The sequence below is a fragment of the Bradyrhizobium sp. SRS-191 genome, from assembly GCF_024586915.1.
Taxonomy (GTDB): domain Bacteria; phylum Pseudomonadota; class Alphaproteobacteria; order Rhizobiales; family Xanthobacteraceae; genus Bradyrhizobium.
Window position 1 is genome coordinate 459,011 of the sequence record NZ_JANBVS010000001.1, and the last position, 26,990, is coordinate 486,000.

Annotated in this window: 21 protein-coding genes; 8 read left to right on the forward strand and 13 right to left on the reverse strand. The window is 64.1% G+C overall.

The window, feature by feature from the left end:
- Positions 1 to 78 precede the first annotated feature (78 nt).
- On the reverse strand, positions 79 to 1,473 hold the full coding sequence (locus tag NLR35_RS02230) for a trehalose-6-phosphate synthase (RefSeq protein WP_257164921.1): 1,395 nt from the start codon (positions 1,471 to 1,473) through the stop codon (positions 79 to 81).
- 132 nt (positions 1,474 to 1,605) lie between these two features.
- Positions 1,606 to 2,754, reverse strand: coding sequence for a tRNA guanosine(34) transglycosylase Tgt (gene tgt, locus NLR35_RS02235; RefSeq protein WP_257164922.1), 1,149 nt, complete (start codon positions 2,752 to 2,754; stop codon positions 1,606 to 1,608).
- Positions 2,755 to 2,996: 242 nt separating this feature from the next.
- On the opposite strand from tgt, the gene NLR35_RS02240 reads away from it, so the two are divergent.
- Positions 2,997 to 4,064: an aspartate-semialdehyde dehydrogenase gene (locus tag NLR35_RS02240; RefSeq protein ID WP_257164923.1), complete on the forward strand. Its 1,068-nt coding sequence runs from the start codon at positions 2,997 to 2,999 to the stop codon at positions 4,062 to 4,064.
- A gap of 99 nt (positions 4,065 to 4,163) precedes the next feature.
- On the opposite strand, the gene NLR35_RS02245 is transcribed toward NLR35_RS02240, so the two are convergent.
- From NLR35_RS02245 to coaD, 7 genes are all read right to left on the reverse strand, one after another.
- Positions 4,164 to 6,182 carry a caspase family protein gene (locus tag NLR35_RS02245; RefSeq protein ID WP_257164924.1) on the reverse strand — a complete coding sequence of 673 codons (2,019 nt, stop codon included), beginning with the start codon at positions 6,180 to 6,182 and terminating at the stop codon, positions 4,164 to 4,166.
- Positions 6,175 to 6,960, reverse strand: coding sequence for a DUF2182 domain-containing protein (locus NLR35_RS02250; RefSeq protein WP_257164925.1), 786 nt, complete (start codon positions 6,958 to 6,960; stop codon positions 6,175 to 6,177). The genes NLR35_RS02245 and NLR35_RS02250 overlap by 8 nt, the downstream gene beginning before the upstream one ends.
- Before the next feature lie 10 nt (positions 6,961 to 6,970).
- The gene (locus NLR35_RS02255) at positions 6,971 to 8,434 is read right to left on the reverse strand and encodes a tyrosinase family protein (protein WP_257164926.1); all 1,464 of its coding nucleotides are present in this window, start codon (positions 8,432 to 8,434) and stop codon (positions 6,971 to 6,973) included.
- A 230-nt stretch (positions 8,435 to 8,664) separates the two neighbouring features.
- Complete coding sequence (gene queA, locus NLR35_RS02260; RefSeq protein WP_257164927.1) at positions 8,665 to 9,738, reverse strand: tRNA preQ1(34) S-adenosylmethionine ribosyltransferase-isomerase QueA; 1,074 nt, start codon at positions 9,736 to 9,738, stop codon at positions 8,665 to 8,667.
- A gap of 203 nt (positions 9,739 to 9,941) precedes the next feature.
- Positions 9,942 to 10,406 (reverse strand): peptidylprolyl isomerase, encoded by a 465-nt coding sequence (locus tag NLR35_RS02265; RefSeq protein WP_006609344.1) that lies wholly within the window; start codon positions 10,404 to 10,406, stop codon positions 9,942 to 9,944.
- A gap of 278 nt (positions 10,407 to 10,684) precedes the next feature.
- Entirely contained in the window at positions 10,685 to 11,248 is a 564-nt protein-coding gene (locus NLR35_RS02270; protein WP_257164928.1) for a peptidylprolyl isomerase, read from the reverse strand.
- A 74-nt stretch (positions 11,249 to 11,322) separates the two neighbouring features.
- Positions 11,323 to 11,817 carry a pantetheine-phosphate adenylyltransferase gene (gene coaD, locus NLR35_RS02275; RefSeq protein WP_257164929.1) on the reverse strand — a complete coding sequence of 165 codons (495 nt, stop codon included), beginning with the start codon at positions 11,815 to 11,817 and terminating at the stop codon, positions 11,323 to 11,325.
- A 274-nt stretch (positions 11,818 to 12,091) separates the two neighbouring features.
- Between coaD and NLR35_RS02280 the strand changes: the two genes are divergently transcribed.
- Complete coding sequence (locus NLR35_RS02280; protein WP_006609347.1) at positions 12,092 to 12,349, forward strand: hypothetical protein; 258 nt, start codon at positions 12,092 to 12,094, stop codon at positions 12,347 to 12,349.
- A 44-nt stretch (positions 12,350 to 12,393) separates the two neighbouring features.
- On the opposite strand, the gene gyrA is transcribed toward NLR35_RS02280, so the two are convergent.
- Together gyrA and NLR35_RS02290 are read right to left on the reverse strand one after the other, a co-directional pair.
- On the reverse strand, positions 12,394 to 15,144 hold the full coding sequence (gene gyrA / locus NLR35_RS02285; protein WP_257164930.1) for a DNA gyrase subunit A: 2,751 nt from the start codon (positions 15,142 to 15,144) through the stop codon (positions 12,394 to 12,396).
- Positions 15,145 to 15,352: 208 nt separating this feature from the next.
- The gene (locus tag NLR35_RS02290; RefSeq protein WP_257164931.1) at positions 15,353 to 15,850 is read right to left on the reverse strand and encodes a single-stranded DNA-binding protein; all 498 of its coding nucleotides are present in this window, start codon (positions 15,848 to 15,850) and stop codon (positions 15,353 to 15,355) included.
- 485 nt (positions 15,851 to 16,335) lie between these two features.
- On the opposite strand from NLR35_RS02290, the gene NLR35_RS02295 reads away from it, so the two are divergent.
- The 6 genes from NLR35_RS02295 (at position 16,336) to uvrA (ending at position 24,246) form a co-directional block, all read left to right on the forward strand.
- Complete coding sequence (locus tag NLR35_RS02295; protein WP_257164932.1) at positions 16,336 to 17,088, forward strand: outer membrane protein; 753 nt, start codon at positions 16,336 to 16,338, stop codon at positions 17,086 to 17,088.
- Positions 17,089 to 17,281: 193 nt separating this feature from the next.
- Complete coding sequence (locus NLR35_RS02300; RefSeq protein WP_257164933.1) at positions 17,282 to 18,037, forward strand: outer membrane protein; 756 nt, start codon at positions 17,282 to 17,284, stop codon at positions 18,035 to 18,037.
- A gap of 252 nt (positions 18,038 to 18,289) precedes the next feature.
- A complete protein-coding gene (locus NLR35_RS02305) occupies positions 18,290 to 19,075 on the forward strand; it encodes an outer membrane protein (protein ID WP_257164934.1) in 786 nt (261 codons plus the stop codon).
- Positions 19,076 to 19,289: 214 nt separating this feature from the next.
- Entirely contained in the window at positions 19,290 to 20,018 is a 729-nt protein-coding gene (locus NLR35_RS02310; RefSeq protein ID WP_257164935.1) for an outer membrane protein, read from the forward strand.
- Between the two features lie 286 nt (positions 20,019 to 20,304).
- Complete coding sequence (locus tag NLR35_RS02315) at positions 20,305 to 20,943, forward strand: outer membrane protein (protein WP_257164936.1); 639 nt, start codon at positions 20,305 to 20,307, stop codon at positions 20,941 to 20,943.
- 309 nt (positions 20,944 to 21,252) lie between these two features.
- A complete protein-coding gene (gene uvrA, locus NLR35_RS02320) occupies positions 21,253 to 24,246 on the forward strand; it encodes an excinuclease ABC subunit UvrA (protein WP_257164937.1) in 2,994 nt (997 codons plus the stop codon).
- Between the two features lie 8 nt (positions 24,247 to 24,254).
- Here the strand turns inward: uvrA and NLR35_RS02325 are convergent, their stop codons facing one another.
- Positions 24,255 to 25,118 (reverse strand): ImmA/IrrE family metallo-endopeptidase, encoded by an 864-nt coding sequence (locus NLR35_RS02325; protein ID WP_257164938.1) that lies wholly within the window; start codon positions 25,116 to 25,118, stop codon positions 24,255 to 24,257.
- A 50-nt stretch (positions 25,119 to 25,168) separates the two neighbouring features.
- The gene (locus tag NLR35_RS02330; protein ID WP_257164939.1) at positions 25,169 to 26,920 is read right to left on the reverse strand and encodes an HD domain-containing protein; all 1,752 of its coding nucleotides are present in this window, start codon (positions 26,918 to 26,920) and stop codon (positions 25,169 to 25,171) included.
- Positions 26,921 to 26,990 lie beyond the last annotated feature (70 nt).

Below are 26,990 nucleotides of genomic sequence, written 5' to 3' on the forward strand. Positions count from 1 at the left end.
GGCGTGTCGCCTGCCCCATGATTTCGAACGGTCAAGGCTCTCTCGCGCGACAAGTCGCGCGCGAACGGCTGATAACGGTCAAGCGGCGATCGCCAGACCGCGCGTCGCCCTCAGGCGCGCAACGAAGCTGTCGCGCCAGGCCTGCACGTCATTCCGGCTGACCACGTCATAGAGCGCCTGCCATCGCTCCGTCCGCTCGTGACGGTCCATGGCCAGCGCCCGGCGCAACGCGTCTGCGACCTCCTCCCGGCTGTTCGGGTTGACCAGCAACGCAGCGTCGAGCTCGCGGGCCGCGCCCGTGAACTGCGACAGGATCAGCACGCCGGGATCTTCGGAGTCCTGGGCTGCGACATATTCCTTGGCGACCAGGTTCATGCCGTCACGCAGCGGCGTCACCAGCCCGACGCAGGAGGCGGCATAGATCCCGGCGAGCTCATCTCGCCGATAGCTCTTGTTGACGTAGCGGAGCGGCGTCCAGTCCACATCGGAGTACTCGCCGTTGATGCGTCCCGACAGCGCGTCGAGCCGGCTGCGGATTTCCTGGTAAGCGAGAACCTGCTCGCGGCTCACCGGCGCGATCTGCAGCATCAGCACCTTGCTGCGCAGCTCGGCATGGTCAGCGAGAAACCGCTCGAAACCGAGAAAGCGCTCCTCCATGCCCTTGGAATAATCCAACCGATCGACTCCGACGATCAGGCGCCGGCCTGCCGTCGCCTCGATCAGCCGCTCGCGGCTGGATCGCGCCGTCTGGGTGCGCGCCAGCCGCGCGAACTCCGGAGCGTCGATGCCGATCGGGAACACGCCGGTCTCGACCGAGCGATCGAACGCCGAGAGCATCCCTTCCTCCGTTCGCCGGCCGGCCGCCTGCGACACGACGTAGTCTTCGAAGGCTTGGAGATAGTCCTGGATCTGGAAGCCGAGCAGGTCATAGGCGAACAGGGCCTGAACGAGCTCGCGGTGCTCGGGCAGATTGACGAACACCTGCGCGGCCGGCCACGGCACGTGGAGAAAAAAGCCGATCCGGTTCGCAAACCCGCGACGGCGCAGCTCGCGCCCCAGCGGGATCAGATGATAGTCGTGGATCCAGATCAGGTCATTCGGCTCGACGAGCGGCGCAAGAGCATCCGCGAAGCGCTCGTTCACCAGCTGGTAGCCATGTTGAAAGTCGCGGTCATACACCGCGAGGTCGGGCCGGTAGTGCAGCAGCGGCCACAAGGTCTTGTTCGAATAGCCGTTGTAGTAGTTGCAGAACCCCGCCTCGTCGAGATCGATGGTGGCGGTCATGACGCCGCCGATCCGCTCAACCTTCAGTTGACCGGAATAGGCACTGGCAGTTTTCCCAGTCCACCCGAACCACAGACCGGAGCCGCCGCGCAACGCGGCCGCGAGCGCCATGGCCAATCCACCGACGCTCTCGTCGCCTGCGCTCGACGGAGGGTTGACGCGATTGGAAACAATAATCAGCCGGCCCAAAATCCACCTCCGCGCTTAAGGTATCATAATAATGATACCTTGCAGGCGTGTGACTTGGGGCCTGGACGGCAAAGATCAAGGTGTACGACACGATGATTCCGGATCACGCAACTTTGAATTGCGTGACCGATCTCATGTCGGGGCGATATCGCCTCGCGCCCAATCGGCCTTGGTGCGCTCGTAGAACGTGGTGAAGCGCCCCTGCGCGATGGCCTCGCGCATCCCGGCCATCAGCTGCTGGAAATAGGCGATGTTGATCTCCGACAGCAGCGTGGCGCCGAGCGCCTCGCCCGCCTTGATCAGGTGATGCAGATAGGCGCGGGCATAGTTGCGCGCCGGCGGCCACGGACTCTCCTCGTCGAGCGGCCTGGCGTCATCGGCGTGGCGGGCATTGCGCAGGTTCACCGGCCCGAAGCGGGTGTAGGCGACGCCATGGCGGCCGTTGCGGGTCGGCAGCACGCAGTCGAACATGTCGACCCCGCGCTTCACCGACTCCAGCAGATCATCAGGCGTGCCGACGCCCATCAAATAGCGCGGCCGGTCGGCCGGCAGCGCCGGCACCGTCGCCTCGATCATCTCCAGCATCACGGCCTGCGGCTCGCCGACGGCGAGGCCGCCGATCGCGTAGCCATGGAAGCCGATATCGACCAGGGCTTCCGCGCTCGCCACCCGCAGCGCCGTGACGTCGCCACCCTGCACGATGCCGAACAGCATGTAGCCATCAGGCGCGCTCTCGAAGGCACGGCGGCAGCGCTCGGCCCAGCGCAACGACAGCCGCATCGCGCGCTCGATGTCGGCGGGCTCTGCCGGCAGCCGCACGCATTCGTCGAGCTGCATCGCGATGTCGGAGTTGAGCAGCCGCTGCACCTCGATCGCGCGCTCCGGCGAGAGCTCGATCTTGGCGCCGTCGATATGCGAGCGGAACGTCACTGCCTGCTCGGTGACCTTGCGCAGGCCCGACAGCGACATCACCTGGAAGCCGCCGGAATCCGTCAGCATCGGCCCGCCCCAGCCGGTGAAGCGCTGCAGACCGCCGAGCGCGGCGATGCGTTCGGCCGTGGGCCGCAACATCAGATGATAAGTATTGCCGAGCACGATATCGGCGCCGGCCTCGCGCACGTCGCGCCAGTGGATGCCCTTCATGGCGCCGGCGGTGCCGACCGGCATGAAGGCTGGGGTGCGGACTACGCCATGCGGCGTCGTCAGCCGGCCGGTGCGGGCTACACCATCGGTGCCGAGCAGTTCGAAATGGTTGGGAAGGTCGCCTTGGGGGGAGCTCATGGCCGGCTTATTGCGTCAGGATTGTACTCGTTTCAACCGCGATCGGCGGTGTTTGAGTGATAAGGGCCGTTGACGGCGGTTCCCAGCGTCCCTATGGTCCCGCACCATGTTCAACGCGACCAAACGCACGACGAAAACCACCAAGCCCTTGCGGGCCTCGGGAGGCGTGCGCGCGTAATCGAACGATATCGCGACCATCTTCGAACCGAAGCCCCGCCTGATGAAGGTCCGGGGCTTTTTTTATGCCCAAATTTCAACCGGAGACCCGAGACGTGCCTCACGATCCCACCCAAGATCCCACCATTGCCATCGTCGGCGTCACCGGCGCCGTCGGCGCCGAGTTCATCGCCACCCTGGACCGCCGCAACGTCCGTGTCGGCAAGCTCAAGGCGCTGGCGAGCGCCCGCTCGGCCGGCCAGACCCTCACTTTCCGCGGCCAGACGATCGTGGTCGAGGAGCTCAATGAGCGCTCGTTCGAGGGCGTCGACATCGCGCTGTTCTCGGCCGGCAGCGGCATCTCCAAGAAGTTCGCGCCGATCGCGGTCCGCTCCGGCGCCGTCGTGGTCGACAACTCCTCGGCCTTCCGCATGGATCCGAACGTGCCGCTGGTGATACCCGAGATCAACGCCCGCCGCATCCGCGACCACAAGGGCATCATCGCCAACCCGAATTGCGCGGCCATCACCGCGCTGGTGCCGCTGTGGCCGATCCACCAGCAGAACCGCATCAAGCGCGTCATCATCTCGACCTATCAGGCTGCCAGCGGCGCCGGTGCGGCGGCGATGGACGAGCTGGTGCAGTCGACCCGCGCCAACCTCAACGGCCAGGTCTATGCGCCGAAGGTGATGCCGCACCCATTCGCGTTCAATCTGTTCAGCCACAACACCGCCATCGATCCCGACACCGGCTACAACGACGAAGAGACCAAGGTCATCAACGAGACCCGCAAGATCTTCGAGGATGAGGGCATCGCCATCGGCGTCACCTGCGTCCGCGTGCCGGTGCTGCGCGCCCATTGCGAGGCCATCACCTTCGAATGCGAGAAGCCGATCACGGAAGACGACGTCCGCCGCATCCTCGCGACCGCGCCGGGCGTGCGTCTCGTCGACGACCGCGCCAAGAATTACTTCCCGATGCCGGTCGACGCCTCAGGCCAGGACGACGTGCTGGTCGGACGCATCAGGAAGGATCTGTCCGATCCGTCGGGCCATTCCATCGCGATGTTCGTCGCAGCCGACCAGTTGCTGAAGGGCGCCGCGCTGAACGCGGTGCAGATCGCCGAGCTCCTGCCGGAGCGGGCGATGGCCTAAGGTCGGCACGGCGCGATGCGACGGCAGCCGGGGTGATGCCCAGCCCCGCTGCCGCAACGCCGTACCGAGGGCGATCTCGCGGTGGGACATTCTCAACCCTCATTGCGGCGTGAGGCCCCATCGCCTGGCGAGCTGGCGGCCGACTTCGGCGGGAAGCACGGTGAAGCCGCTGCGGCGGATCTCTGCGGCGTGCTCGGCCAGACCTTCGACCAGTGCAGCCGCCGCGGGCCTGGGATCGGTCACGTAGTCCCAGCCGGCGGCCAGCCATGGGCAACGCCCCGCGATCCTTGCGCGGGCCGCGGGCGTCCTGCTGACGACGAAGTCCGGCAGGTCGGGGCCGACGTCCAGCATCCTGCGCGCTTTGACGTCGGGAATCTCGAGCGTCAGCGCGCCGTCCGGGCCGCGCACGACATCCATGGCCCCGAGCAGCGCGATGTCGAACGGCACCGCCTGCTCATGCGCGACATAGACGTAGGCCAGGCGGCGGATGCTGTCGAAGTCGGCCATCGCCCGATACAGATGGGCGCAGATCGCGCCCAGCGCAGGATCCACATGTTTGGCGAGCATGAGCCGCGCCGCCAGGCCGGCAAGCTGATCGGGGCCGATCCGCCCCGCCGCGAAATCCGCAATCGCCGCGAGCGCATTGCGGAAGGCCTCACGCGCGTCGTGCTCGCCATAGGCGAGCATCACGTCGCCCGCCGCGCTTGGCTTCACGACGACGTACAAGGCGTCGTAGGGGACGACCGGCACGAAGCTGCCATCGGCGAGCTCGACCAGCACCGGCATGCCCGCCGGGTCCGCGTCGACGCGGAAGCCCATGCGCACCGAGGTGTGACGGCCCGACTGCGGCGGCTGCCGCGACCATAATTTGGCGTCTCCGGCAACGATCAGGTTCGACCCGTCCGGCCCTGACGACGGCTTAATCTGCGTGACGCTGCGGCGAAATTCGCCGGCCGCCTTGGCACGCGCCTCGGCAACCGCATCCGCCTCGAGCTGCAGCGCGATCGCCTCCGCCGCGCGGCGCGTCTCGGGTGTGCCGCGACGGCTCCGGTTCGACGGCGTGACCCGCAGCCGGATCAGATCATGCAGCATGTCCTCGCTCGCGCGCGGGATCGGCGGCGTCTCCTTGGAGACACCGAAGCCCAGCTTGTTCAAGCCGAACCCTGGTCCAAGAACACGATCGCGGAACGACGCGTCGGTGCGGATCAGCTCGAGATTGCGCCCCGCCTCGGCCGCATCGGGCGCCGGCGCCTGCCCCATGATCGATGCCGCACCGACCGCCGGCCATGGCTGCAACGCGATGCCGTTCTCCGACGGCGGCTTGTTCTTGTCGTAGAGCACGGCCGCTTCCGGATCGACCTGGCATTGCGGATTGAGCTTCAGCCGATAATCCCTGGCGCGCTGAACGGTGCGGTTGCGCACGCAGACGCCGAAGGTGTTGGTGGTGATCACGTCGTTGCTGATCGCCGACGGCTCCTTACCCCACAGCACGTCGACGATGACGCCGGAGAAGATGCACTTGCCCGGGTTGTTCGAGTTCTCCTCGACCACCATGAATCCCTGCTGACCATCCTGGCAGGCAGAGAAACGATCGAATTTCGGGCTCTCGACGCGCTCGCCCTGCACGGTGATGCCACGGACGGGAGCGAGCCGGATCAGATCGAAATCCTTCGGAGCCTCGCGGCAGGCGTCGGAGATCAGGGTGATGCGCTGGACGTCGTGATGCAGCAGCTCCTCGATGAAATTGTCGGCGACGACCCGATAGCGTTCGAGCAGGGAATCGCTGAACAGCCAGGAGATCGAGCCGACATTCGCGTCGGTCAGACCATGGCCGCAGAACGCCAGGAGGAGATGATCGATGCCGCCCCTGTCGGGCGACAACAGCGCATCGACCGCCTGCTGCACCCGCGCCGTCGTCACCGGGTTGGCCTTGCCGTCGACCCTGCCGTCGTCGACCACCGCGACGTTCTCAGGCCCGAACTCCGAGCACCGCGCCCAGTCGCCGAGCGCGCGTGCGGCGATCACGGCGCCGTCGAGATTGGCGAACGGCGCGGGTGCATTGGCCTTGACCGGCAGCACGTTGGCCACGCCGATAGCGAGACAGGCGCGCCTACCCATGGCGAAGCAGGCCCTGGAGCGGCGCCCGGGCGGAGCGCGGGTCGATCGCCCTGAGCAGCGCCGGCCAGCGCCAGCGCGGCGGCTCCGGCGGCGCCAGCCGCTCGCCCAGCATGATCGCGCCGACGGCCATCATGGCTGCCAGATGCCAGTCCTGCACGGCCACGGCGGCCAGCATCCACGGCCAGCACGAGGCGACGCACCAGATCGCATGCACGACGCCATAGCGCACGCAGTCGCCCGCCGCCGCCCAGCCGAACAGGCTGATCCGCATCTGACGGTGGCCTCGGTTGAGCATGGCGCGCTGCCAGGGACAGGCGCTCCAGACCAGTGCCATGATGACGAGCGAAAAGGTCACCCACAGGCTGCCGCCGCCCAGCATGTGCAGCGCCACGGCGACCACGATCAGCGGCGGCCCGGCGGCCATCCACACCGCGCAATAGCCGATCAGGAACAGCGCCAGCGATCCTTGGCGGCGTTGCGGCAGGCTGGAACGCCAGACGTGCATCAAGGGCGCGGCGAGCAGCGGCGGCATCATCGCCAGCAACATCAGCGCCCAGCCGGCCATCAGCGGCCCCGGCGGATTGAGCGCGATCGCGAGGGCGACCGCATCGGCGGCGTTCGCCGCGGTCAGCTCGCTGATCGCGCTCGAGCGACAGAGCAGCGGCACGGTCGCCGTCGCCATGCCGCAGGCCGACAGGACGAGACCGCACCCGGCCGCGACAAACAAGGCCCGCCAGGGCGGATGAGCGAAGCTCCGCAAGGTCGCCGCGCGTGGCATCGGAGCACGCTCAGCTGACGGTGCCGGTGCGCTTCAGCACACTGATCTTGTCGACGGTGATCGGCTGCTGGTCGCTGACATGCTCGCCGGGCACCAGGGTGACACGGAGCTTGCTCGGATCGAAGTCGCCGGCCTGCTTCAGGCGCTGCGCCAGTTCGGTGATGTCGAGCGTGTAGCCGAGGCCGTTTCCGGCGTGACGGCCATGCGGCCGAGATGCGACGTTGAGGCCGAACATCGTGAGATTGCCGGCGTGCAATTCCGGATGCGCATCCGGGTCGGCGCCCTCGGGCAGATTGACGTAGACGTCGATCTGCGGCGCCGGCGCCTGGCCGCGGACGGCCTCGAGCGCGAGATAGAACCGGCTCACTTTCGCTCCCGGCGTAGTGGCCCCCATCGCCGCAACGCCGGCCGTGGTCGCCTGCGGCTCCAGCGTCACGAGGCTGCTTTCCGGCTTGCTGCCGACGCTCACTGCGCCGGCATTCGCGCCGATCGGCTCGACGGTCTGCTGATGCGAAGGACCCATGCCCACACGTGCCACGGCGACAGCTCCCGGAACAACGCCCGTCCCCTTCGTCAGATCATCATAGGTGGGATGGAATCGCCCACCGGTCAACGTGTCGGAACCACCGAAGGTGATGCCGGGATCGGCACCGCCGAGCTGCGGCATCAGGAAGAGCCGGTCAGCCGGGCCGTCACGCCAGCGCGAGTCCCGGGTCATCTTCTTGCCCGGCGCGCGCATCCAGGCCTCCCACATCCGGTCGATGTTGCAATGATGCAGCCAGAACAACGGATCGAGCCCCGCGAGCCGCGGATCCGTCATGTAGCCGCCGACCAGCCGGTGGACGGTGTTGTGCGGATTGTTCTCGATATCGCCGGTCCAGTTGCCGAACTGGATGAAGTCGCCGGTGATGCCGCCGCCATAGCCGATGCCGCCGTCGACGGTGAAGTCGGTTTCCTCCGCCGCGGCGAGGCTGAAGGCGTCGCGCCGTCCCGGCTGCAGCGCGCTCAGGCCCGGGCGGCGCGGATAGGTTTTCAGCGGATTGGGATCGCCGTTCGGCAGCTTGTCGGCGATGAACGCCGCGGGCACCTTGCGCGCCTCCGGGTTGCTCGCATCGAGGTAGTTCCAGTACGGCAGCGCCCAGTCGTCGCCGGTGAGCTCCTTCACCTTGGCCGCGACGATGGCTTCGAAGGTCGCGAGATAGCCGCGGTGCCAGGGCAGGAAATACCAGCTGCCGTGCTGGCATTGATCGCCATAGGTGCCGTTCGTCAGGTCGGCCGGCACCGGACCCGTGCCGATCAGCTCCTCGCCGCGCCACAGCTCCTCGTCGAAGCCATGCATGGCGCCGAGAAATTTCCAGCTGTTGCGGTTGCTGATCGGCAATTCGTCGAGCGCTCGCATGGCCAGCGCGTAGTTCAGCAAAGTCTTGTTCCAACCGGCGCCCAGCGTCGCAACGTCTTGCCGAACCGCACCCATGACAAAATCCTTTCCTGTCGAAAAGCTGTCTGGTCGTCTCAACGAACTAACCGGATGGGAGCGGCCACGATGTGTGACGCACCCCACAATCAATCATTGCGGCAATCACTCCATACTAGCGAAAATTGCCGACCAGGCAAGTACGTGCGCGCAGGCATGCGCCGACCATCCGCCGCAGGTCGATGCAGCGGGCGGCACGGCGGCGTTGAGGTCAGCGGTCGGCGGGCGCGCTACTCGGCGCGGAACAACAAGCACGCATCGCCATACGAATAGAAGCGATAGCCGCTGCTGATCGCATGCGCATAGGCCGCCTGCATCGTCTCGAGGCCCGCGAAGGCCGAGACCAGCATGAACAGGGTCGAGCGCGGCAGATGGAAGTTGGTCATCAGGATGTCGACGGCGCGGAAGCGATAGCCGGGCGTGATGAAGATCGACGTCTCCGCCTCGAACTGCGCGATGGTGCCGTCCGGCAGCGCGGCACTTTCGAGCAGCCGCATCGACGTGGTGCCGACGGCGACGATGCGGCCGCCCTTGGCGTGCGCCTCGTTCAGCGCGGCCGCGGTCTCGGCCGTGAGACTCCCCCACTCCGCATGCATGCGGTGGCCTTCGGTGTCATCGACCTTCACCGGCAGGAAGGTGCCGGCGCCGACATGCAGAGTGACTCGCTGCAGCCCGACGCCGCGGTCGCGCAGGCGCTGCTCCAGGGCCGGCGTGAAATGCAACCCGGCGGTGGGCGCGGCGACCGCGCCCTCGTTGGCCGCAAACATCGTCTGATAGTCGGCGGCATCCTGCTCGTCGGCGGGCCGCTTGCCGGCGATGTAGGGCGGCAGTGGCGGCCGGCCGAGATCGGCGATCGCCTGATCGAGCGCCGGGCCGTGGAAGACGAAGGACAGCGTCACCTCACCCTCCTCGCCCTTGGCCTCGACGGTCGCGTCGAGATGGCCGAGCAGGCAGACCTTGCCCTCATTGCCGAAGCGGATCGTGTCGCCGGGTGCGAGCTTCTTGGCCGGCCGCACCAGCGCCTGCCAGCGCGAACCGTCGAGCCGCTTGATCAGCGTCGCCTCGATCTTGGCCTCGGTCTCGCGGCTGATGCGGCGGCCCGAGAGCTGGGCTGCGATCACCTTGGTGTCGTTGACGACGAGCTGGTCGCCCGGCTCCAGCCAGTCCGGCAAATCGCCCACGGTGCGGTCGCGCAGCACGCCGTCGCCCTGCACCACCAGCATGCGCGCGGATTCCCGCGGGCTCGCCGGCCGCAGCGCGATGTTCTCAGGCGGAAGATGGAAATCGAAGAGGTCGGTGCGCATCGTCGTTCTGGAACGACATCGGCCCCTCATCCTGAGGAGCGTGCGTAGCACGCGTCTCGAAGGATGAGGCCCGACTGTCGGCCTCATGGTTCGAGACGCGTGCTACGCACGCTCCTCACCATGAGGGTCGAGCGCCGCGAGCGGCGCTGCATATGGGACCATGAACACGCCGAGAGGCGTGTTCATGGAGAGCGTCTCGAAGGCTACGCCGCGTCGGCGGCCATGTAGGCCTTGACGATCTTGTCCGGGTTCTGCACCGGCTCGCCGCGCTTGATCTTGTCGACGTTCTCCATGCCCTCGGTGACCTTGCCCCAGACGGTGTACTGCTTGTTGAGGAAGCTGGCGTCGTCGAAGCAGATGAAGAACTGGCTGTCGCCGGAATCCGGGTTGGCGGCGCGGGCCATCGACGTGGTGCCGCGGACATGCGGCTCGGCATTGAACTCGGCCTTCAGCTTCTTGCCGGAGCCGCCCATGCCGGTGCCCTGGGGACAGCCGGTCTGTGCCATGAAGCCGTCGATGACGCGGTGGAAGACGATTCCGTCATAGAAGCCCTCGCGGACGAGCTCCTTGATGCGCGCGACGTGGTTCGGCGCGAGATCGGGGCGCATCTCGATGGTGACGGGGCCCTGGGTGGTCTCGAGGATCAAGGTATTTTCGGTCACAGCCATGCGGGTCTCTCAGGTTTTGAGGTTGAATTGATGAGGGGCAGGACAACGGACAGTCCGGGGGTCTGACATGTCGCGGCGCCTTCTCGTGTACGGCCGCCACCCCTCCTGACGGCACTCCGGGCACAACGAGGCCCGGGGCGATGCGGGTCCAGAATAGACCCAACGCGCTTAAAGCTGAAGCCGCCCGTCCTGTCGATGCGGCGGGCGGCGCGTGGCAAAGGGTTCCTTAAACCGCACGGGAACCCCGGGCGCGAAGCCCGGGTGCCCTGCTCTGTCGGTTACTTGATGTCGGAAGCGACCTGGACCTTGACCATCTTGTCGGGGTCGGTCACGGCGCCGCCCGCCGAGCCCGGAGGCGCCTTCTTCAGCTTGTCGACCACGTCCATGCCCTGCACGACCTCGCCGATCACCGTGTACTGGCCGTTGAGGAAGGAGGCGTCGCCGAAGCAGATGAAGAACTGCGAGTTGGCGGAATCGACGCTGTCGCCGCGGCGCGCCATGCCGACGGTGCCGCGCTTGAACGGCGTCTGCGAAAACTCCTGCTTCAGGTTCGGATATTTCGAGCCGCCGGTGCCGTCGAATTTCTGGCCGTCGCCGGTCTGCGCCATGAAGCCGTCCATCACGCGGTGGAACGGCACGTTGTTGTAGTAGCCCTCGCGCGCCAGCGTCTTCAGCCGCTCGGCGTGCTGGGGCGCGAGATCCGTGCGCAGCTTGATGATGATGCGGCCCTTGGTGGTGTCGATGACCAGCGCATTCTGCTTGTCGAGCCCGGCGGGCAGCGATTGCGCCAAGGCCGGGACGGCGAACACGAGAGCGAAGACGAAGGCGAGAGCGCGGATCATGGCAACTCCGAAAGGATGAGAGGAAACGCGAAAAGGCGACGACCTGACGCACGCAGGCGCCGGCCAAGGGATCGTCAGGCGAACTTGGCTTTCAAGGGGGCCACCACCGACGGCGGGACGAAATGCGAGATCTCGCCGCCCATCGCCGCGATCTGGCGAACCAGGCTGGCGTTGATCGGACGGACCGCGACCGACGCCGGCACGAACACCGTCTGGATGGACGGTGCCATGGTCTGGTTCATGCCGGCCAGCTGCATCTCGTAATCGAAATCCTTGCCGTCGCGCAGGCCGCGGATCATCAGGATCGCGCCTGCCTTCGCGGCCGCCGTGACCGTCAGATTGTCGTAGGTCGAGGCCTCGAAGCCGCAGCCGGCGGCGGCCGCGACCGGGCCGAACACCTCATGGGCCATTGCCAGCCGCTCCTCGGTCGAAAACAGCGGCTTCTTGCCGTGATGCACGCCGACCGCGACGATCAGCCTGTCGCAAAGGTGAACGGCCTGCCGGACCACGTCGAGATGGCCGTTGGTGACGGGATCGAACGAGCCCGGATAGAGCGCAATGCGTTGCATGCGCCCGTCCTATACCGGCCGGAACAGGGCGGCAAGCCGCGGGAGCCCATGCTGGCGCGGCTGTGATGCTTCGGCCATGTGGGTGCGCTGCGGCAATGCGGCCGGAACTGCCGCCCCCGTTCGCGATTGTTTCCTCGGAACATCAGCCACGAAACACAGCGGCAAGGCCACGAAACCAATTCGCTCGGATCGCGAAAGCGTCTCGAAACCCGAAATGGCTATCAAATCCTTAACGAACGACGGGCCGGGAACGGCCCAACCACAGGGGACCGTCATGATCAAAGCGCTTTCTGCCGTCGCAGCGGCCGGCTTCGTGGCTGCCGCCCTCACCGTCCTGCCCGGCCTCGCTCCCGAGGTGAACGCCAGCGTGCCGCAGCCGCTGGCCAAGGGCGATCGCCTCGACTTCCGCCCGATCGGCCGCGACTGCTCGCAACAGGCCTGGCCGAACTTCGAAGCGTCCTGCCTGCGCGGCGCCGGAACGAAGTCGACGATCCGCGAGGCGCGGATCGTCGGTGTCGAGCGCACGCAGTGAGATGTAGCGAGTAGCTGAGATCCGTTTTCGCTACTCGCTACGCCCTACTCGCCGTTCGCGCTTTCAGTCCCATTCCCGCCATTGCCGTTCTCCGCCTCCTCGCCGATATGCTCGACCGAGACGACGTGCTCGTCGTCGGCGGTGTTGAACACGATGACGCCCTGGGTGGAGCGGCCGGCGATGCGGATGCCGTCGACCGGGCAGCGGATCAGCTGGCCCTTGTCGGTGACCAGCATGATCTGGTCGCCGTCCTCGACCGGGAATGAGGCGACCAGCTTGCCGTTGCGGTTGTTGACCGACATCGCGACGATGCCTTTGCCGCCGCGGCCCGTGGTGCGGTACTCGTAGGACGAGGTGCGCTTGCCGTAGCCGTTGACCGAGACGGTCAGCACCACCTGCTCCTGCGCCGACATCTCGACATAGCGCTCCTGCGACAGCTGGATCGCGCCCGCGGCCGCCTCCTCGCTTTCGGTCTCGACCGGCTCCTCGGTGGTCGCCTCGCCCGACATCGCGCGGCGCATCTTCAAGTAAGCCGTGCGCTCGTCCGAGGTGGTCTCGACATGGCGCAGGATCGTCAGCGAGATCAGCTTGTCGCTCTCGGCGAGTGCGATGCCGCGCACGCCCATCGAGGTGCGCCCGGTGAACACGCGCACCTCGGTGACGGGGAAGCGGATGCACTGGCCGCCGGCTGCGGTCAGCAGCACATCGTCACGCTCGGTGCAGATCTGGACGTTGACGATCTCCTCGCCCTCGTCGAGCTTCATCGCGATGATGCCGGAGCGCCTGACATCGACGAAATCCGACAGCTTGTTGCGGCGGACGTTGCCGCCGGTCGTGGCGAACATCACGTCGAGATTGGCCCAGGAGGATTCGTCCTCCGGCAGCGGCATGATCGTGGTGATGCGCTCGCCCTGCTCCAGCGGCAGGATGTTGATCAGCGCCTTGCCGCGGCCGTTCGGCGCCGCGATCGGCAGCCGCCAGACCTTCTCCTTGTAGACCTGGCCGCGCGACGAGAAGAACAGCACCGGCGTATGCGTCGAGGCCACGAACAGCCGGCTGACGAAATCCTCCTCACGGGTCTGCATGCCCGTGCGGCCCTTGCCGCCGCGGCGCTGCGCCCGATAGGCCGACAGCGGCACGCGCTTGGTGTAGCCGGCGTGGGACACGGTCACGACCATGTCCTCGCGCTGGATCAGGTCCTCGTCCTCCATCTCGCCTTCCTGCTCGGCGATGACGGTGCGGCGCGGGGTGCCGAACTCGGCTTTGATCGCGGCGAGCTCGGTCTTGACGATGTCCTGCACGCGCGCGCGCGAACGCAGAATGTCGAGATAGTCGGCGATCTCGACCTTCAGCTTGTCGAGCTCGTCGGAGATCTCCTCGCGGCCGAGCGCGGTGAGGCGCTGCAGGCGCAGGTCGAGGATGGCCTTGGCCTGCTCGAATGACAGCCTGATCGTGCCGTCTTCCGCGAGCTTGTGGCGGGGATCGTCGATCAGGGTGATGATGGCCTCGACATCCCGCGCCGGCCAGTCACGCGACATCAGCGCGTCGCGCGCGCTGGTCGGATTCGGCGAGGTCCTGATGACGCGGATGATCTCGTCGATATTGGCGACGGCAACCGCGAGACCGACCAGGATGTGGGCGCGGTCGCGCGCCTTGTTGAGCAGGAACTTGGTCCGGCGCGTGACGACCCGCTCGCGGAACGCGACGAAGATCGTCAGCAGATCCTTCAACGTCATCGTCTGCGGACGGCCGCCATCCAGGGCCAGCATGTTGGCGGCGAAGCTCGTCTGCAGTGGCGTGAACTTGTAGAGCTGGTTCAGCACCACGTCGGCCACCGCGTCGCGCTTGAGCTCGATCACGACGCGATAGCCGTCGCGGTCGGACTCGTCGCGCAGGTCGGAAATACCTTCGACCTTCTTCTCTCGCACCAGTTCGGCGATGCGCTCGACCATCGTGGCCTTGTTGACCTGGTACGGGATCTCCGAGACGATGATCGCCTCGCGATCCTTGCGGATGGTGTCGATGGTCACCTTGCCGCGCATCATGATCGAGCCGCGGCCGAGATGATAGGCGCTGCGGATGCCCGCGCGGCCGAGAATGATGCCGCCCGTCGGAAAATCCGGGCCCGGAATGATCTGGGTGAGCTCGTCGATCGACATCGCCGGGTTGTCGATCAGCGCGACGCAGGCGTCGATCACCTCGCCGAGATTGTGCGGCGGGATGTTGGTGGCCATGCCGACCGCGATGCCGCCGGCGCCGTTGACCAGCAGGTTCGGGTATTTGGCCGGTAGGACCGACGGTTCCTTGTCCGAATTGTCGTAGTTCGCCTGGAAGTCGACCGTGTCCTTGTCGATGTCGTCGAGCAGCGGAATCGCTGACTTGGCGAGCTTTGCTTCGGTGTATCGATAGGCGGCCGGCGGATCGCCGTCGACGGAGCCGAAATTGCCCTGGCCGTCGATCAGCGGCACGCGCATCGAGAAGTCTTGCGCCATGCGCACCATGGCGTCGTAGATCGACTGGTCGCCGTGCGGATGGTATTTACCGATGACGTCGCCGACCACGCGGGCGGACTTGACGTACTTCTTGTCGGGCGTGTGGCCCTGCTCGTACATCGAATACAGGATGCGCCGGTGTACCGGCTTCAAGCCGTCGCGCGCATCGGGCAGCGCCCGCGACACGATCACGCTCATTGCGTAATCGAGGTACGAGCGCTTCATCTCATCGAGGATGGAGACGGGACGAATGTCGGAAGGTCCGCCCGGCTCGCCGGGCTTCTCATCTTCTTTATCGGACAAAGGGGATACCGGTCGGTTTTGACACGCGAAAATCGCTTGGAATCATATAGCGCATCGCGTCGCCGCAGGCCACCCCCAGGCCTTCCCGCACGAAGGTTTTCTGAGTCGCAATTCCAGCGACTTAACAAGATCTTACGGGACGATCCACGGCCGCCATGGAGCCGGCGCGGAACGGGCCTTGCGAGCCCCGCTCCGCGCCGCCTTCGGATCAGAACGGAATGTCGTCGTCCATGTCGTTGTTGCGGCTGGCGGCCGCCATCGGACGGCGCGGCGCCGGTGCCGACGACGGGCTGCTCATGCCGAAATCGCCGCCGCCCATGTCATCGGCGAAATTGCCGCCGCCGCTTCCGCCGCCACGGCCACCGAGCATCGTCAGCGTCGAGTTGAAGCCCTGCAGCACGACCTCGGTCGAGTACTTCTCGACGCCGCTCTGGTCGGTCCATTTGCGGGTCTGCAGCGCGCCCTCGATATACACCGTGGAGCCCTTCTTGAGATACTGCTCGGCGACCTTGCAGAGACCTTCATTGAAGATCACCACGCGGTGCCACTCGGTCTTCTCCTTGCGCTCGCCGGTCGCCTTGTCGCGCCACGTTTCCGACGTCGCGATGCTCAGATTGGCGATCGGCCGACCATCCTGGGTGCGGCGGATCTCCGGGTCCTTCCCGAGATTGCCGACCAAAATCACCTTGTTCACGCTACCCGCCATCACACTCTCCCGCGGTTTTCAGAAATGACCGGACCGGTCCTGCCGACCGGCCTCTCGGCACAAGGTGGCTAACCCTTCCTCTGGCGCCGGACCCTATACGGTTGCCGCGCCAGCCACCTGCTTTCTCGTTGCTTATCCACATATAGCAGGCCGAAGGCGGTCGTTCCAGTTTTGTTCGCAAACCCACAAATACAACCTGAAAGCGAATTCAATGGAACCCGATGGAACCTCAGGGAACTCAAAGTTCCCTTCACGGAACCATCAAAAAGTTCCACCGATCACGAAAAAGAGATTAACTTTCATTGACTTAGCTTGCCTCACATCCTCCTCGCCTGTGGCTTTTGGGAGACGGTATCCAGGGTTGAATCGCGTATATTTGCGGACGGAATGAGGCCGCCCTGGGCGGTCGCACCACCTCAAAGACGAGCGCCTCCGGGGACGAAATTCGGGGCGCCCAACGCGGGAGACTTGGGATGAATCTTGGGATGAAGAAACTCTTTCTTGCAGCTGCCAGCTTGATGGTCTTGGGGTCGCTGGCCCCCGCAGGGGCCGCCGATCTGGCTGCCCGCCCGTACACGAAGGCGCCGGTCATGGCGCCCGCTCCGCTTCCGACCTGGGCCGGCTTCTATCTCGGTCTGCAGGGCGGCGGCGGCTGGGGTCGCAGCGATGAGACCTTCCTCGGCGCGCCGAACGCGGTCGGCTTCGCCGGCACGCAGCGCTACGACTTCAACGGCGGCTTTGTCGGTGGCGTGATCGGCTACAACTGGCAGGTCGACAACGTCGTGTTCGGCCTCGAAGGCGACTATCACTGGGCCGACATCAGCGGCCGTTCGTCCGAGATCAACCTCGGCGCGGGCGACAGCTACTTCACCAAGCTGCGCGGCTTCGGCGATATCAAGGGCCGCCTCGGCTACGCCGCGGGCCCGGCGCTGTTCTTCATCAGCGGCGGTGCCGCCGTCGGCGATCTGCAGCACCGCTACGATCCAGGTCTGTTCGGGGCTGCATTCGGCGCGTCGCAGAGCGATTGGCGCTGGGGTTGGACGATCGGCGCCGGCGCCGAATACATGTTCGCCCAGAACTGGTCGGCCAAGCTCGAGTACAACTATCTCGATTTCGGCAAGAGCAGCCTGCAGTACACGCCGACGATCGGCGATCGTTCGGAGTGGAAGGACACCATCCACACCGTCAAGGCCGGCATCGTCTACCACTTCGGTGGCCCGGGCGTGTCGCGCTACTGATTGCACGCCAAGCGCGAATATGACCAAAGGCCGGCCTCGCGCCGGCCTTTTTTTGCCTGTCAGAACCGACACTTGCTGAGCCGCTGTGTCGTTTGGGTGACGGCTTTTTGCGACGGAAGGGTCTATCAAGGCTCCGCGGGTGGGCGTTGGTGAGAGCGTGCGTGCGGGCGTCGGACTTGGTTTGGGGACTGCGATGAGAAGGCTGTTGCTGGGGGCGACAACCTCGCTGGCGCTGGGGCTTGCGCCGGCGATCGCAGCCGATTTGCCCGCGCGCACCTTCACCAAGGCGCCCGCGATGATCGCGACGATCTATGATTGGAGCGGCTTCTATCTCGGTCTGAACGCCGGTGGCGGCTCCGCCCGCTCCTGCTGGACCAACAACGTCACTTTCGGCGGCGTCGCGGCGACCAATGCCGAGGGCTGCCACGACGCGACCGGCGCGCTGGCCGGCGGCCAGATCGGCTATCGCTGGCAGGCGGGCAGCTGGGTGTTCGGCGTCGAGGGCCAGGGCAACTGGGCCAACCTCAAGGGCAGCAACACCAGCCAGCTCGCACCGGCGGTCACCAATCAGACCAAGGTCAACGGCGTCGGCCTGCTCACCGGCCAGATCGGCTATGCCTGGAACAACGTGCTCTGGTACGTGAAGGGCGGCGCCGCTGTCGCAGGTGAAAAGTACAACGGTCTCGCCACCGGGACAGGGACGATCCTTGACCAGTTCAGCACCACGCGCTGGGGCGCCACGGTCGGCACCGGGCTCGAGGTCGGCTTCGGCAAGAACTGGTCGGTCGGCGCCGAGTACGAGCACATCTTCATGGGCAACAAGGCGCTGAACTTCACCGGCGTCCCGGCTGGCGCGGCGACCCGGACCGATACGGTCGGCCAAGATGTCGACATGGCGACGGTGCGCGTCAACTACCGCTGGGGCGGCCCGGTCGTCTCCAAGCACTGAGCCGCGCAGGCTCCCCCTACGCGTTTTCGCCGACGGTCATCCGGGCTTGATGTAATGCCGCACGCCCTACCCTGGCGGCATCACGCACCGGCCGCGACATCGTTTACGTCCGCTTAAGCACGATCGACACATCTGGTCGCGCCTGCGCGGCCATCACCGCTTTAGAAATCAGTCTCTCCTACAACCAGCAGCAAACGACACGCGGATCGGAGGGATCCCGCGGGACTCGTTCTGGGACTGGGGAGAGATCCAATGCAGAAGACTACCTTGATCGTGACTGCCGGCGCCGCTTTGCTCGGACTGGCTCCCGTATCGGCCGCCGACTTCGCGACGCGCCCCTATGGCAAGGCGCCTCCGCCGGCCTATGTCACGCCGCTGCCGAGCTGGGCCGGCTTCTATCTCGGCATCAATGGCGGCGCCGATTGGAGCCGCAATTGCTGGACGCTGAACAATGTCGGCGGCGCGACTGTCGCACCGGCACAGGCCGAAGGCTGTCGCAATGCGAGCAGCGGCCTGATCGGCGGTCAGGTCGGCTATCGCTGGCAGGCTGCCAGCTGGGTGTTCGGCCTGGAGGCCCAGGGCAACTGGACCGACCTGAAATCATCGAACGCCAGCACGGCCGCCTTCGCAGCCGGCATCACCAACAACACCAAGACCGACGCGATCGGCCTGTTCACCGGCCAGGTCGGCTACGCCTGGGGCAACGTGCTCTGGTACGTGAAGGGCGGCGCCGCGGTCACGCACAACAAATACACCGGCACCGCCAATGCAGCCGCGCCGGTCGCGGTAGGCACCCAGCTGGACTCCGCCAGCGAGACCCGCTGGGGCGGCACCGTCGGCACCGGCGTCGAGTACGGCTTTGCACCGAACTGGTCGGTCGCCGTCGAGTACGATCACCTGTTCATGGGCTCGCGCGACATCACCTTTCCGGCCACGGCCCTGGTGACCTCGCGCGTCGACACCATCAAGCAGGACATCGACATGGCGACGGTGCGGGTGAACTATCGATTCGGCGGCCCCGCGGGCACCCGCTACTAAGCGAAAAAGCGGCTTCTCGGAGCCCTTCTGAAGGCCGGCGCCTGCGCCGGCCTTTTTCGTGTCCATGGCTCGGCAACGGCACGGCGCTTTTGTGTTAAATATTTGATTTATAACGCTTTTTACCCCCTGTGGCAGGTGCGTTACAGCATCTCCGGGATGCCGCGTGTATGAACTTTTCATCGCTTGTCATTCCAACTCCTTGGGGGAGAATTTGATGAAGAAGTTGTTTGTGATCACGACGGCTCTCGTCGGCATCGCAACCGCCACGTCCGCTTCGGCGGCCGACATGGCCGTCCGCCCGTACACCAAGGCGCCGCCGATGATGGCTGCCATCAACGACTGGAGCGGCTTCTACCTCGGCATCAACGGCGGCTACGGCTCGAGCCGCAATTGCTGGACGCTCGTGAACGGCCCGACCGAGGGCTGCCACAACGCCACCGGCGGCACGGTCGGCGGTCAGTTCGGCTATCGCTGGCAGATGAACTCGGTCGTGTTCGGCCTGGAGGCGCAGGGCAACTGGGCTGATCTCACCGGCAACAACATCAGCCCGGTGTTCGCGCCCGATCGCAACCGCACCAAGCTCAACGCCTTCGGCCTGTTCACCGGCCAGATCGGCTATTCCTTCGGCGACGTCCTGCTCTACGCCAAGGGCGGCGCGGCCGTCACCGACTCGAAGTACGAGATCTTCTCCGGCGTGATCAACACTGTGCTGGCCACCACGACCGTGCACAAATGGGGCGCGACCGTCGGCGCCGGCGTCGAATACGCCTTCGCGCCGAACTGGTCGGTGGGCTTCGAATACGACCACCTGTTCATGGGCAACACCAATGTCCCGTTCGTGGGCGCGGTCTTCACCCAGACCAACACCATCAAGCAGGACGTCGATCTGTTCACGGCACGCGTGAACTACCGCTTCGGCGGCCCGGTCGTGGCGAAATACTGATCGCCCCATCCAACGAGAGTTCCAAAGGCCGGCGAAAGCCGGCCTTTTTTGTTGCCCGGAGGACACCTCGATCCATAGGCCACACCCGGAACCAAGCATTTGAGTCACAACGGCTTTCGGGAACCTGCCCGCAAAAACGCGGTTTCGCCCCGAGTGTGGCTTCAGGGTGACGGTAATCCGCACGGAACCCGGCTATAGGGAGATCGTCAACTTGAACGGGTGAGTCTGTTTCGTGCGTGAAAGCTTCGGTGCGACGCGGACTTCGAGGAATAAACTGGAGACAAGAATGAAGAAGATCCTGCTTGCGACCGTGGCCCTGGCCGCCCTGGCTGCTCCCGCTGCCGCTGCCGATCTTGCCGCGCGTCCGACCTACACCAAGGCCCCGGTTCTCGCGCCGGTTCCGACCTGGACCGGTTTCTACATCGGTGCGATGGGCGGCTACGGCAGCGAGAACGCCGACGTGGCGGCGATGAAGGGCGGCTTCGCCGGCGGCACCGTCGGCTACAACTGGCAGCAGGGCCCGGTGGTGTTCGGCCTGGAAGCCGACGCAGCTTGGTCTGACATCAAGGCTTCGGCTGGCATCCCCGGCATCATCGGCCTGACGGATCGCATCGAATCGACCGGCACCGTCCGCGGCCGCATCGGCTACGCCTTCAACACCGTGCTGCTGTACGGCACCGGTGGTTACGCCTGGGGCAACAACAAGGTTTCGGCGACCGTGCTTGGCTTGGCCGGTTCTGAGACCAAGTTCCTGAGCGGCTGGACCGCCGGCGCTGGCGTCGAGTGGATGTTCGCTCCGAAGTGGTCGCTGAAGGGCGAGTACCTCTACAAGAGCCTCGAGAGCAGCACCTATTTCGCTGGCACCCTTCCGATCGGCACGCTCAACCTGCACACCTTCCAGGTCGGCGTGAACTACCACTTCTAAGAACTGCGGCCTCCGGGCCAACGCACAGGCCTCCGCTCCACAAGGGCGGAGGCTTTTTCTTTGTCCAATCCAATTCCCGATCGAGCGCCCGGCCGGCCGCGCCCGCCCACGAATGGCGGACCGGTTCCGCTCCTGCCACACGCTGCCATGTCGCGAGTGCATTGTTGATGATTCGCCGACGGCACTGGAAATCCGGGCTCGTTCTTCCTACGTTCCGACGATACCTTTTCCCCCTGGCGTCCGATGGCCGGTTTCCGGCAGAACGCGCCTGCAACGATGGCGCTGACGTCGCGCCGTGGGACAATCGTCATGGATGAAGTGATCAAGGCCAAGCAGCGCGCGCAAGCCAACTCGTCGAGCCTGCGGGCGATCACCATCCGCGGCGCCCGCGAACACAATCTCAAGAACGTCGACGTCGAGATCCCGCGCGACAAGCTCGTGGTGTTCACCGGGCTCTCAGGTTCCGGCAAATCCTCGCTCGCCTTCGACACCATCTATGCCGAGGGCCAGCGCCGCTATGTCGAATCGCTGTCGGCCTATGCGCGCCAGTTCCTGGAGATGATGCAGAAGCCGGACGTCGACCAGATCGACGGCCTGTCGCCGGCGATCTCGATCGAGCAGAAGACCACCTCGAAAAATCCGCGCTCGACCGTCGGCACCGTCACCGAGATCTACGACTACATGCGCCTGCTCTGGGCCCGCGTCGGCGTGCCCTATTCGCCGGCCACCGGCCTGCCGATCGAAAGCCAGACCGTGTCGCAGATGGTCGACCGCGTGCTGGCGATGCCCGAGGGCACGCGCCTCTATCTCCTGGCGCCGGTCGTGCGCGGCCGCAAGGGCGAGTACAAGAAGGAGCTCGCCGAATATCTCAAGAAGGGCTTTCAGCGCGTCAAGATCGACGGCACCTTCCACGAGCTCGCCGAGGCGCCAACGCTCGACAAGAAGTTCCCGCATGACATCGACGTCGTCGTCGACCGAATCGTCGTGCGCCCGGACATCGGCCAGCGCCTCGCCGAGAGTTTCGAGACCGCGCTGAAGCTCGCCGAGGGCCTCGCCGTCGTCGAATTCGCGGACGCGCCCGCCTCCGCCGCGCCGGCAGAGGAGAAGGAAAAGAAGAAGACGGCAAAGATCCACGACAAGAGCGGGCCCGAACGCATCCTGTTCTCCGAGAAGTTCGCCTGCCCCGTCTCCGGTTTCACCATTCCCGAGATCGAGCCGCGGCTGTTCTCGTTCAACAACCCCTATGGCGCCTGCCCGGAATGCGGCGGCCTGGGCGTCGAGCAGCATGTCGACGCCGACCTCGTGATTCCCGACAAGGACGTCACCCTGCGCAAGGGCGCGATCGCGCCTTGGGCCAAGTCGTCCTCGCCCTATTACCTGCAGACGCTGACCGCGCTCGGCAAGTTCTACAAGTTCACGCTCGACACCAAGTGGAAGGACCTGCCGAAGAAGACGCAGAACGCCCTGCTGCACGGCTCCGGCGACGACGAGATCAAGTTCACCTATGAAGACGGCGTCCGCGCCTACGACACCAAGAAGCCGTTCGAAGGCGTCATCACCAACATCGAGCGCCGCTTCCGCGAGACCGAGAGCGAATGGGCCCGCGAGGAGCTCGGCAAGTACTTCAACGACGTGCCTTGCGCCGGCTGCAAGGGCTTCCGGCTGAAGCCGGAGGCGCTGTGCGTCAAGGTCGGCGGCAAGCACATCGGCGAGATCTCTGATCTCAGCGTCAAGGCCGCCGGTGAATGGTTCGCCGGGGTGCCGGCCCAGCTCAACGCGCAGCAGACCGAGATCGCCACGCGCATCCTGAAGGAAATCCGCGACCGCCTCACCTTCCTGCTCGATGTCGGCCTGAACTACCTGACCCTGGCCCGCTCCTCCGGCACCCTGTCCGGCGGCGAGAGCCAGCGCATTCGCCTGGCCTCGCAGATCGGCTCGGGCCTCACCGGCGTGCTCTACGTGCTCGACGAGCCGTCGATCGGCCTGCATCAGCGCGACAACTCGCGCCTGCTCGACACCTTGAAGCGGCTGCGCGACCTCGGCAACACCGTGATCGTCGTCGAGCATGACGAGGACGCCATTCGGCTCGCCGACTACGTGCTCGACATCGGCCCGGGGGCCGGCACCCATGGCGGCCACATCGTCGCCGAGGGCACGCCCGCCGAGATCATGCGCAATCCGAAGTCGCTGACGGGCAAATATCTCACCGGCGAGCTCGAGGTCGAGGTGCCCGAGCGGCGGCCGCCGAACCATCGCCGCACCATCAAGGTGATCAACGCCCGCGGCAACAATCTCAAGAACGTCTCGGCCGAGATTCCGCTCGGCCTGTTCACCGCCATCACCGGCGTCTCCGGCGGCGGCAAGTCGACGCTTCTCATCGACACGCTCTACAAGGCAATCGCGCGCAAGCTCAACGGCGCCAACGAGGCCGCCGCCCCGCACGACCGCATCGAGGGCCTGGAGCATATCGACAAGATCATCGACATCGACCAGTCACCGATCGGACGCACCCCGCGCTCCAACCCCGCCACCTACACCGGCGCGTTCACGCCGATCCGCGAATGGTTCGCCGGCCTGCCGGAATCGAAAGCGCGCGGCTACGAGCCCGGGCGCTTCTCGTTCAACGTCAAGGGCGGCCGCTGCGAGGCCTGCCAGGGCGACGGCGTCATCAAGATCGAGATGCACTTCCTGCCCGACGTCTACGTCACCTGCGACGTCTGCAAGGGCAAGCGCTACAACCGCGAGACGCTCGACGTGCTGTTCAAGGGCAAGTCGATCGCCGACGTGCTCGACATGACCGTCGAGGAGGCCGCCGAGTTCTTCAAGGCGGTGCCGCGCGTGCGCGACACGTTCGAGACGCTGCGCCGCGTCGGCCTCGATTACATCCATGTCGGCCAGCAGGCCACCACGCTGTCCGGCGGCGAGGCCCAGCGCGTCAAGCTCGCCAAGGAGCTGTCCAAGCGCGCCACCGGCCGCACGCTCTATATCCTGGACGAGCCGACGACCGGCCTGCACTTCCACGACGTCAAGAAACTCTTGGAGGTGCTGCACGAGCTGGTCGCCCAGGGCAACACGGTGGTCGTCATCGAGCACAATCTCGAAGTCATCAAGACCGCCGACTGGGTCATCGACCTCGGCCCCGAAGGCGGCGACGGCGGCGGCGAGATCGTCGCCTGGGGCCCGCCGGAAGACATCGTCAAGGCGCCGCGCAGCTACACCGGCCAGTTCCTGAAGCCGGTGCTGGAAAAGTCAGCCAAGCCGAAGAAGCGCGGGCGCGGGGCTGCGAGCGAGGCGGCGGAGTAGGAAATAGCCTATCTTCCGAGCACTACATAGGACATCCAATATGCCCCGTCTGCCCCCAAGTCCGGGGTTTTCTTGCAGGCCTTTGCTTCGATTTGGCGTCGATCACCAAGAAGCTTCTGGAGCGTTTGGCTCTGTCGCATCCACGCCAAGAGCTTCTCAGAACCGCATCCAGGGTCTTCGAGCAATGAGACGCCCTCTATGCTCGCGATGAAACCGGAGCTGGATCCCCGAGCGCCTTTACGAACAATTGGCCTGCTGCCGTCAATTTGATCAGCAGTCAATGACCAATTTACTTTCCATCGTTTTGGTAGTTCTCGAAAGAGCATTAGCTGATCTGGCGACTCATACCTACACGTTAGATGAATCGCCCGATCGCCGGGCTTTGCCACCGCTTCCATGATCTGCAAAAAAGCAATCTTCGGGGGAACACGCCAGCGTTCCGCCAACGTGAAACCTTCCCAAAATATGAGGTTCGCTGAACGCTCTCGAATAAACCATTTGGGGACCAAGATCGAATACGCTAGCCGGTCCACCAGGAACTCCAGATCGCGATCGAAACTAAGCATCTCTCGATCTAGCACGCGAGAAACCGCACGGTTACTGGCCAAAACAACATGAGCCACCTCGTGAGCTAAAAGCGCACGACGGTCCACATCATTTAGATGGCGATAAATAAGAATCTTGAAGCCCGCACCAACCCGCTCTACGCGCGCCTCAATCGATGTTTGATCCGTTTCAAAAATCCGATCGACGCCCGCCAGTGCGAGCAACTTCGAGTTCAAGTCGACGCAACACCCATCGAAGCCGGCCGTCGCCAGCTCCGCTCCAGTGTCATCTATCCAGTCAAAGACATCCCTGCCTCCGATGGCCACGGAAAGCTCGCGATAGAGACTGTCTCTAATGATAGACGCCATTTCTAGCTTTAGAGCCGATCCGACATAATTTCCGACGCCAGCTCCACTATTCGCGTTCTCACACTAGCCTTTCCGTGAAAGGCAAGCCCCGCTTCGGCCAACTTGTCAGCTATCGTACGAGCCGTCTTACGCTTACTTTCGGGAGGATAGTTCGAAAACTTTTCCTCTTGGTCAATCACATCTCGAGCTAATTGCATATAACATTCACGGGCTCGCTCTCGCCCGAGAAACTTCGCCTCAAACGCAAACTGAACTTGCTCTCTCTGCTCTGCCGACAATTCGTCCGAAACAATCAAATCGATGCCCCAAAGCTCCTTATGAGCAGCCTCGATCGTTTTTAACCTGTTAGAAAGCACAGGATCTGAGATGTCAGAAAGTCGAACTAGCTGCCCCTGCCAATCAACTTGGACATCGGCCACTTTCGAATTCATCTTTCTCGGAGCCGCGTAGACCAGGACATCACCATGATTTACCCCACCCCAATCGGCGATTTCGTTTTCAATGTCGCGCCGCCGGTCGGCATCTTTCAAAGCATGAAGAGCATCCTCTTTCAGATTTACATTATCACCCGCCCTTCCAAAGGACTTGTCAGTATATCTGTGCTGGCACTTAAATAGTCTTCTGTGCACCACAGCCAAGGCTAGCTTAGAAGCGATTTTTCGACTCTTCTGTTCCTCTGGATCCCCGCCCTTGAGCTTATCGAGATCGATTAATTCACGAAGTAAACTGTCATCCGAATGCGCGAGAAGCTCTTCTGCGCTCAAGCATCTCAATCGCTTAGCTTCGAGAACAGCGCGACCAATCATCGCACCCACAATCAGCTTTGTTGGATGAAAATATATACGCTCTGCAATCATGTAGCGAGCCTCCATAAGGCCGGCTAAATCGGTCATGATATCGCGCCGAGCTCGTCCTGTCTTTGGCTTCCACAAGCGAATTACTAATCTTCGGCGACGCTCATTTCGAAGCGAAGCAATTGGTACGTCTGCCACATACATAAATTTCAAGAACCGAAATGATAAATTCAGATCGATAGAAGAGAAAAAGCTATCTCTTTTTACATAATCGAGAAGATCTGCACATACTGTATCGCTAACAAGAAAGTATATAATCTCATCGCAAACGACACGCCCACCCTCACTATGCTGCAACCGATCTCGCCCTCCCCTGACAAATATGTTTTTGAATCGGCTGTAAAACTCGTGACCATGTTCTTCAATGAGAATTTGACCAATTTGACTTTTGTCTCCGAGCAACAGTTCAAATCTATCCAGCCCATCTTGATGAGTGCCAGCCTTCTGAAACGCATCATGAGACGGAAAAATCCCGAGCTCATCCTCTAGAGTGTGCCCAAAGGGAACATGCGTCACGTCATGAAGTAACCCATATAGACGCGCGAGCTTTCTCTGAGTGTCTGTTATCTCGATAATGGCTTCTTGGCCGTTCGACACTGGTACTTGAAATACGATTTCCCGAATGGATTGAACCATTTCGTCGACCATTTGAAGTACACCGAGAGAATGGTCAAACCTCGTATGGACAGCAGTTGGATAAACCCAAGACGATGGTCCGAGCTGCTTCACTCCTCTCAGCCGTTGAAACTCAGGAGTGTCAATAATCCGCCGTTCTGCCCGCGTCACTCGGACGTCGCCAGTGACTGCTATTCTAATTGTTTTATCAAACTTGATCGGCTGATACGAGATCGACTGGGTCTGCTCAGGATTAACAACTTGGTCGAAAGAAAGCTGAGTGTCACTCATTGCAATCTCCGATATTCTATATCGTTGAATGCAATTTATCTTAAGTTCCACACTTTGCAAATAATGTTGC

Coding starts and splice junctions, on each gene's coding strand:
- tgt (WP_257164922.1), bottom strand. CDS start 2,754: ATGAGCTCCCCCCAAGGCGACCTTCCCAACCATTTCGAACTGCTCGGC.
- NLR35_RS02240 (WP_257164923.1), top strand. CDS start 2,997: ATGCCCAAATTTCAACCGGAGACCCGAGACGTGCCTCACGATCCCACC.
- NLR35_RS02245 (WP_257164924.1), bottom strand. CDS start 6,182: ATGGGTAGGCGCGCCTGTCTCGCTATCGGCGTGGCCAACGTGCTGCCG.
- NLR35_RS02250 (WP_257164925.1), bottom strand. CDS start 6,960: ATGCCACGCGCGGCGACCTTGCGGAGCTTCGCTCATCCGCCCTGGCGG.
- NLR35_RS02255 (WP_257164926.1), bottom strand. CDS start 8,434: ATGGGTGCGGTTCGGCAAGACGTTGCGACGCTGGGCGCCGGTTGGAAC.
- queA (WP_257164927.1), bottom strand. CDS start 9,738: ATGCGCACCGACCTCTTCGATTTCCATCTTCCGCCTGAGAACATCGCG.
- NLR35_RS02265 (WP_006609344.1), bottom strand. CDS start 10,406: ATGGCTGTGACCGAAAATACCTTGATCCTCGAGACCACCCAGGGCCCC.
- NLR35_RS02270 (WP_257164928.1), bottom strand. CDS start 11,248: ATGATCCGCGCTCTCGCCTTCGTCTTCGCTCTCGTGTTCGCCGTCCCG.
- coaD (WP_257164929.1), bottom strand. CDS start 11,817: ATGCAACGCATTGCGCTCTATCCGGGCTCGTTCGATCCCGTCACCAAC.
- NLR35_RS02280 (WP_006609347.1), top strand. CDS start 12,092: ATGATCAAAGCGCTTTCTGCCGTCGCAGCGGCCGGCTTCGTGGCTGCC.
- NLR35_RS02290 (WP_257164931.1), bottom strand. CDS start 15,850: ATGGCGGGTAGCGTGAACAAGGTGATTTTGGTCGGCAATCTCGGGAAG.
- NLR35_RS02295 (WP_257164932.1), top strand. CDS start 16,336: ATGAAGAAACTCTTTCTTGCAGCTGCCAGCTTGATGGTCTTGGGGTCG.
- NLR35_RS02300 (WP_257164933.1), top strand. CDS start 17,282: ATGAGAAGGCTGTTGCTGGGGGCGACAACCTCGCTGGCGCTGGGGCTT.
- NLR35_RS02305 (WP_257164934.1), top strand. CDS start 18,290: ATGCAGAAGACTACCTTGATCGTGACTGCCGGCGCCGCTTTGCTCGGA.
- NLR35_RS02310 (WP_257164935.1), top strand. CDS start 19,290: ATGAAGAAGTTGTTTGTGATCACGACGGCTCTCGTCGGCATCGCAACC.
- NLR35_RS02315 (WP_257164936.1), top strand. CDS start 20,305: ATGAAGAAGATCCTGCTTGCGACCGTGGCCCTGGCCGCCCTGGCTGCT.
- uvrA (WP_257164937.1), top strand. CDS start 21,253: ATGGATGAAGTGATCAAGGCCAAGCAGCGCGCGCAAGCCAACTCGTCG.
- NLR35_RS02330 (WP_257164939.1), bottom strand. CDS start 26,920: ATGAGTGACACTCAGCTTTCTTTCGACCAAGTTGTTAATCCTGAGCAG.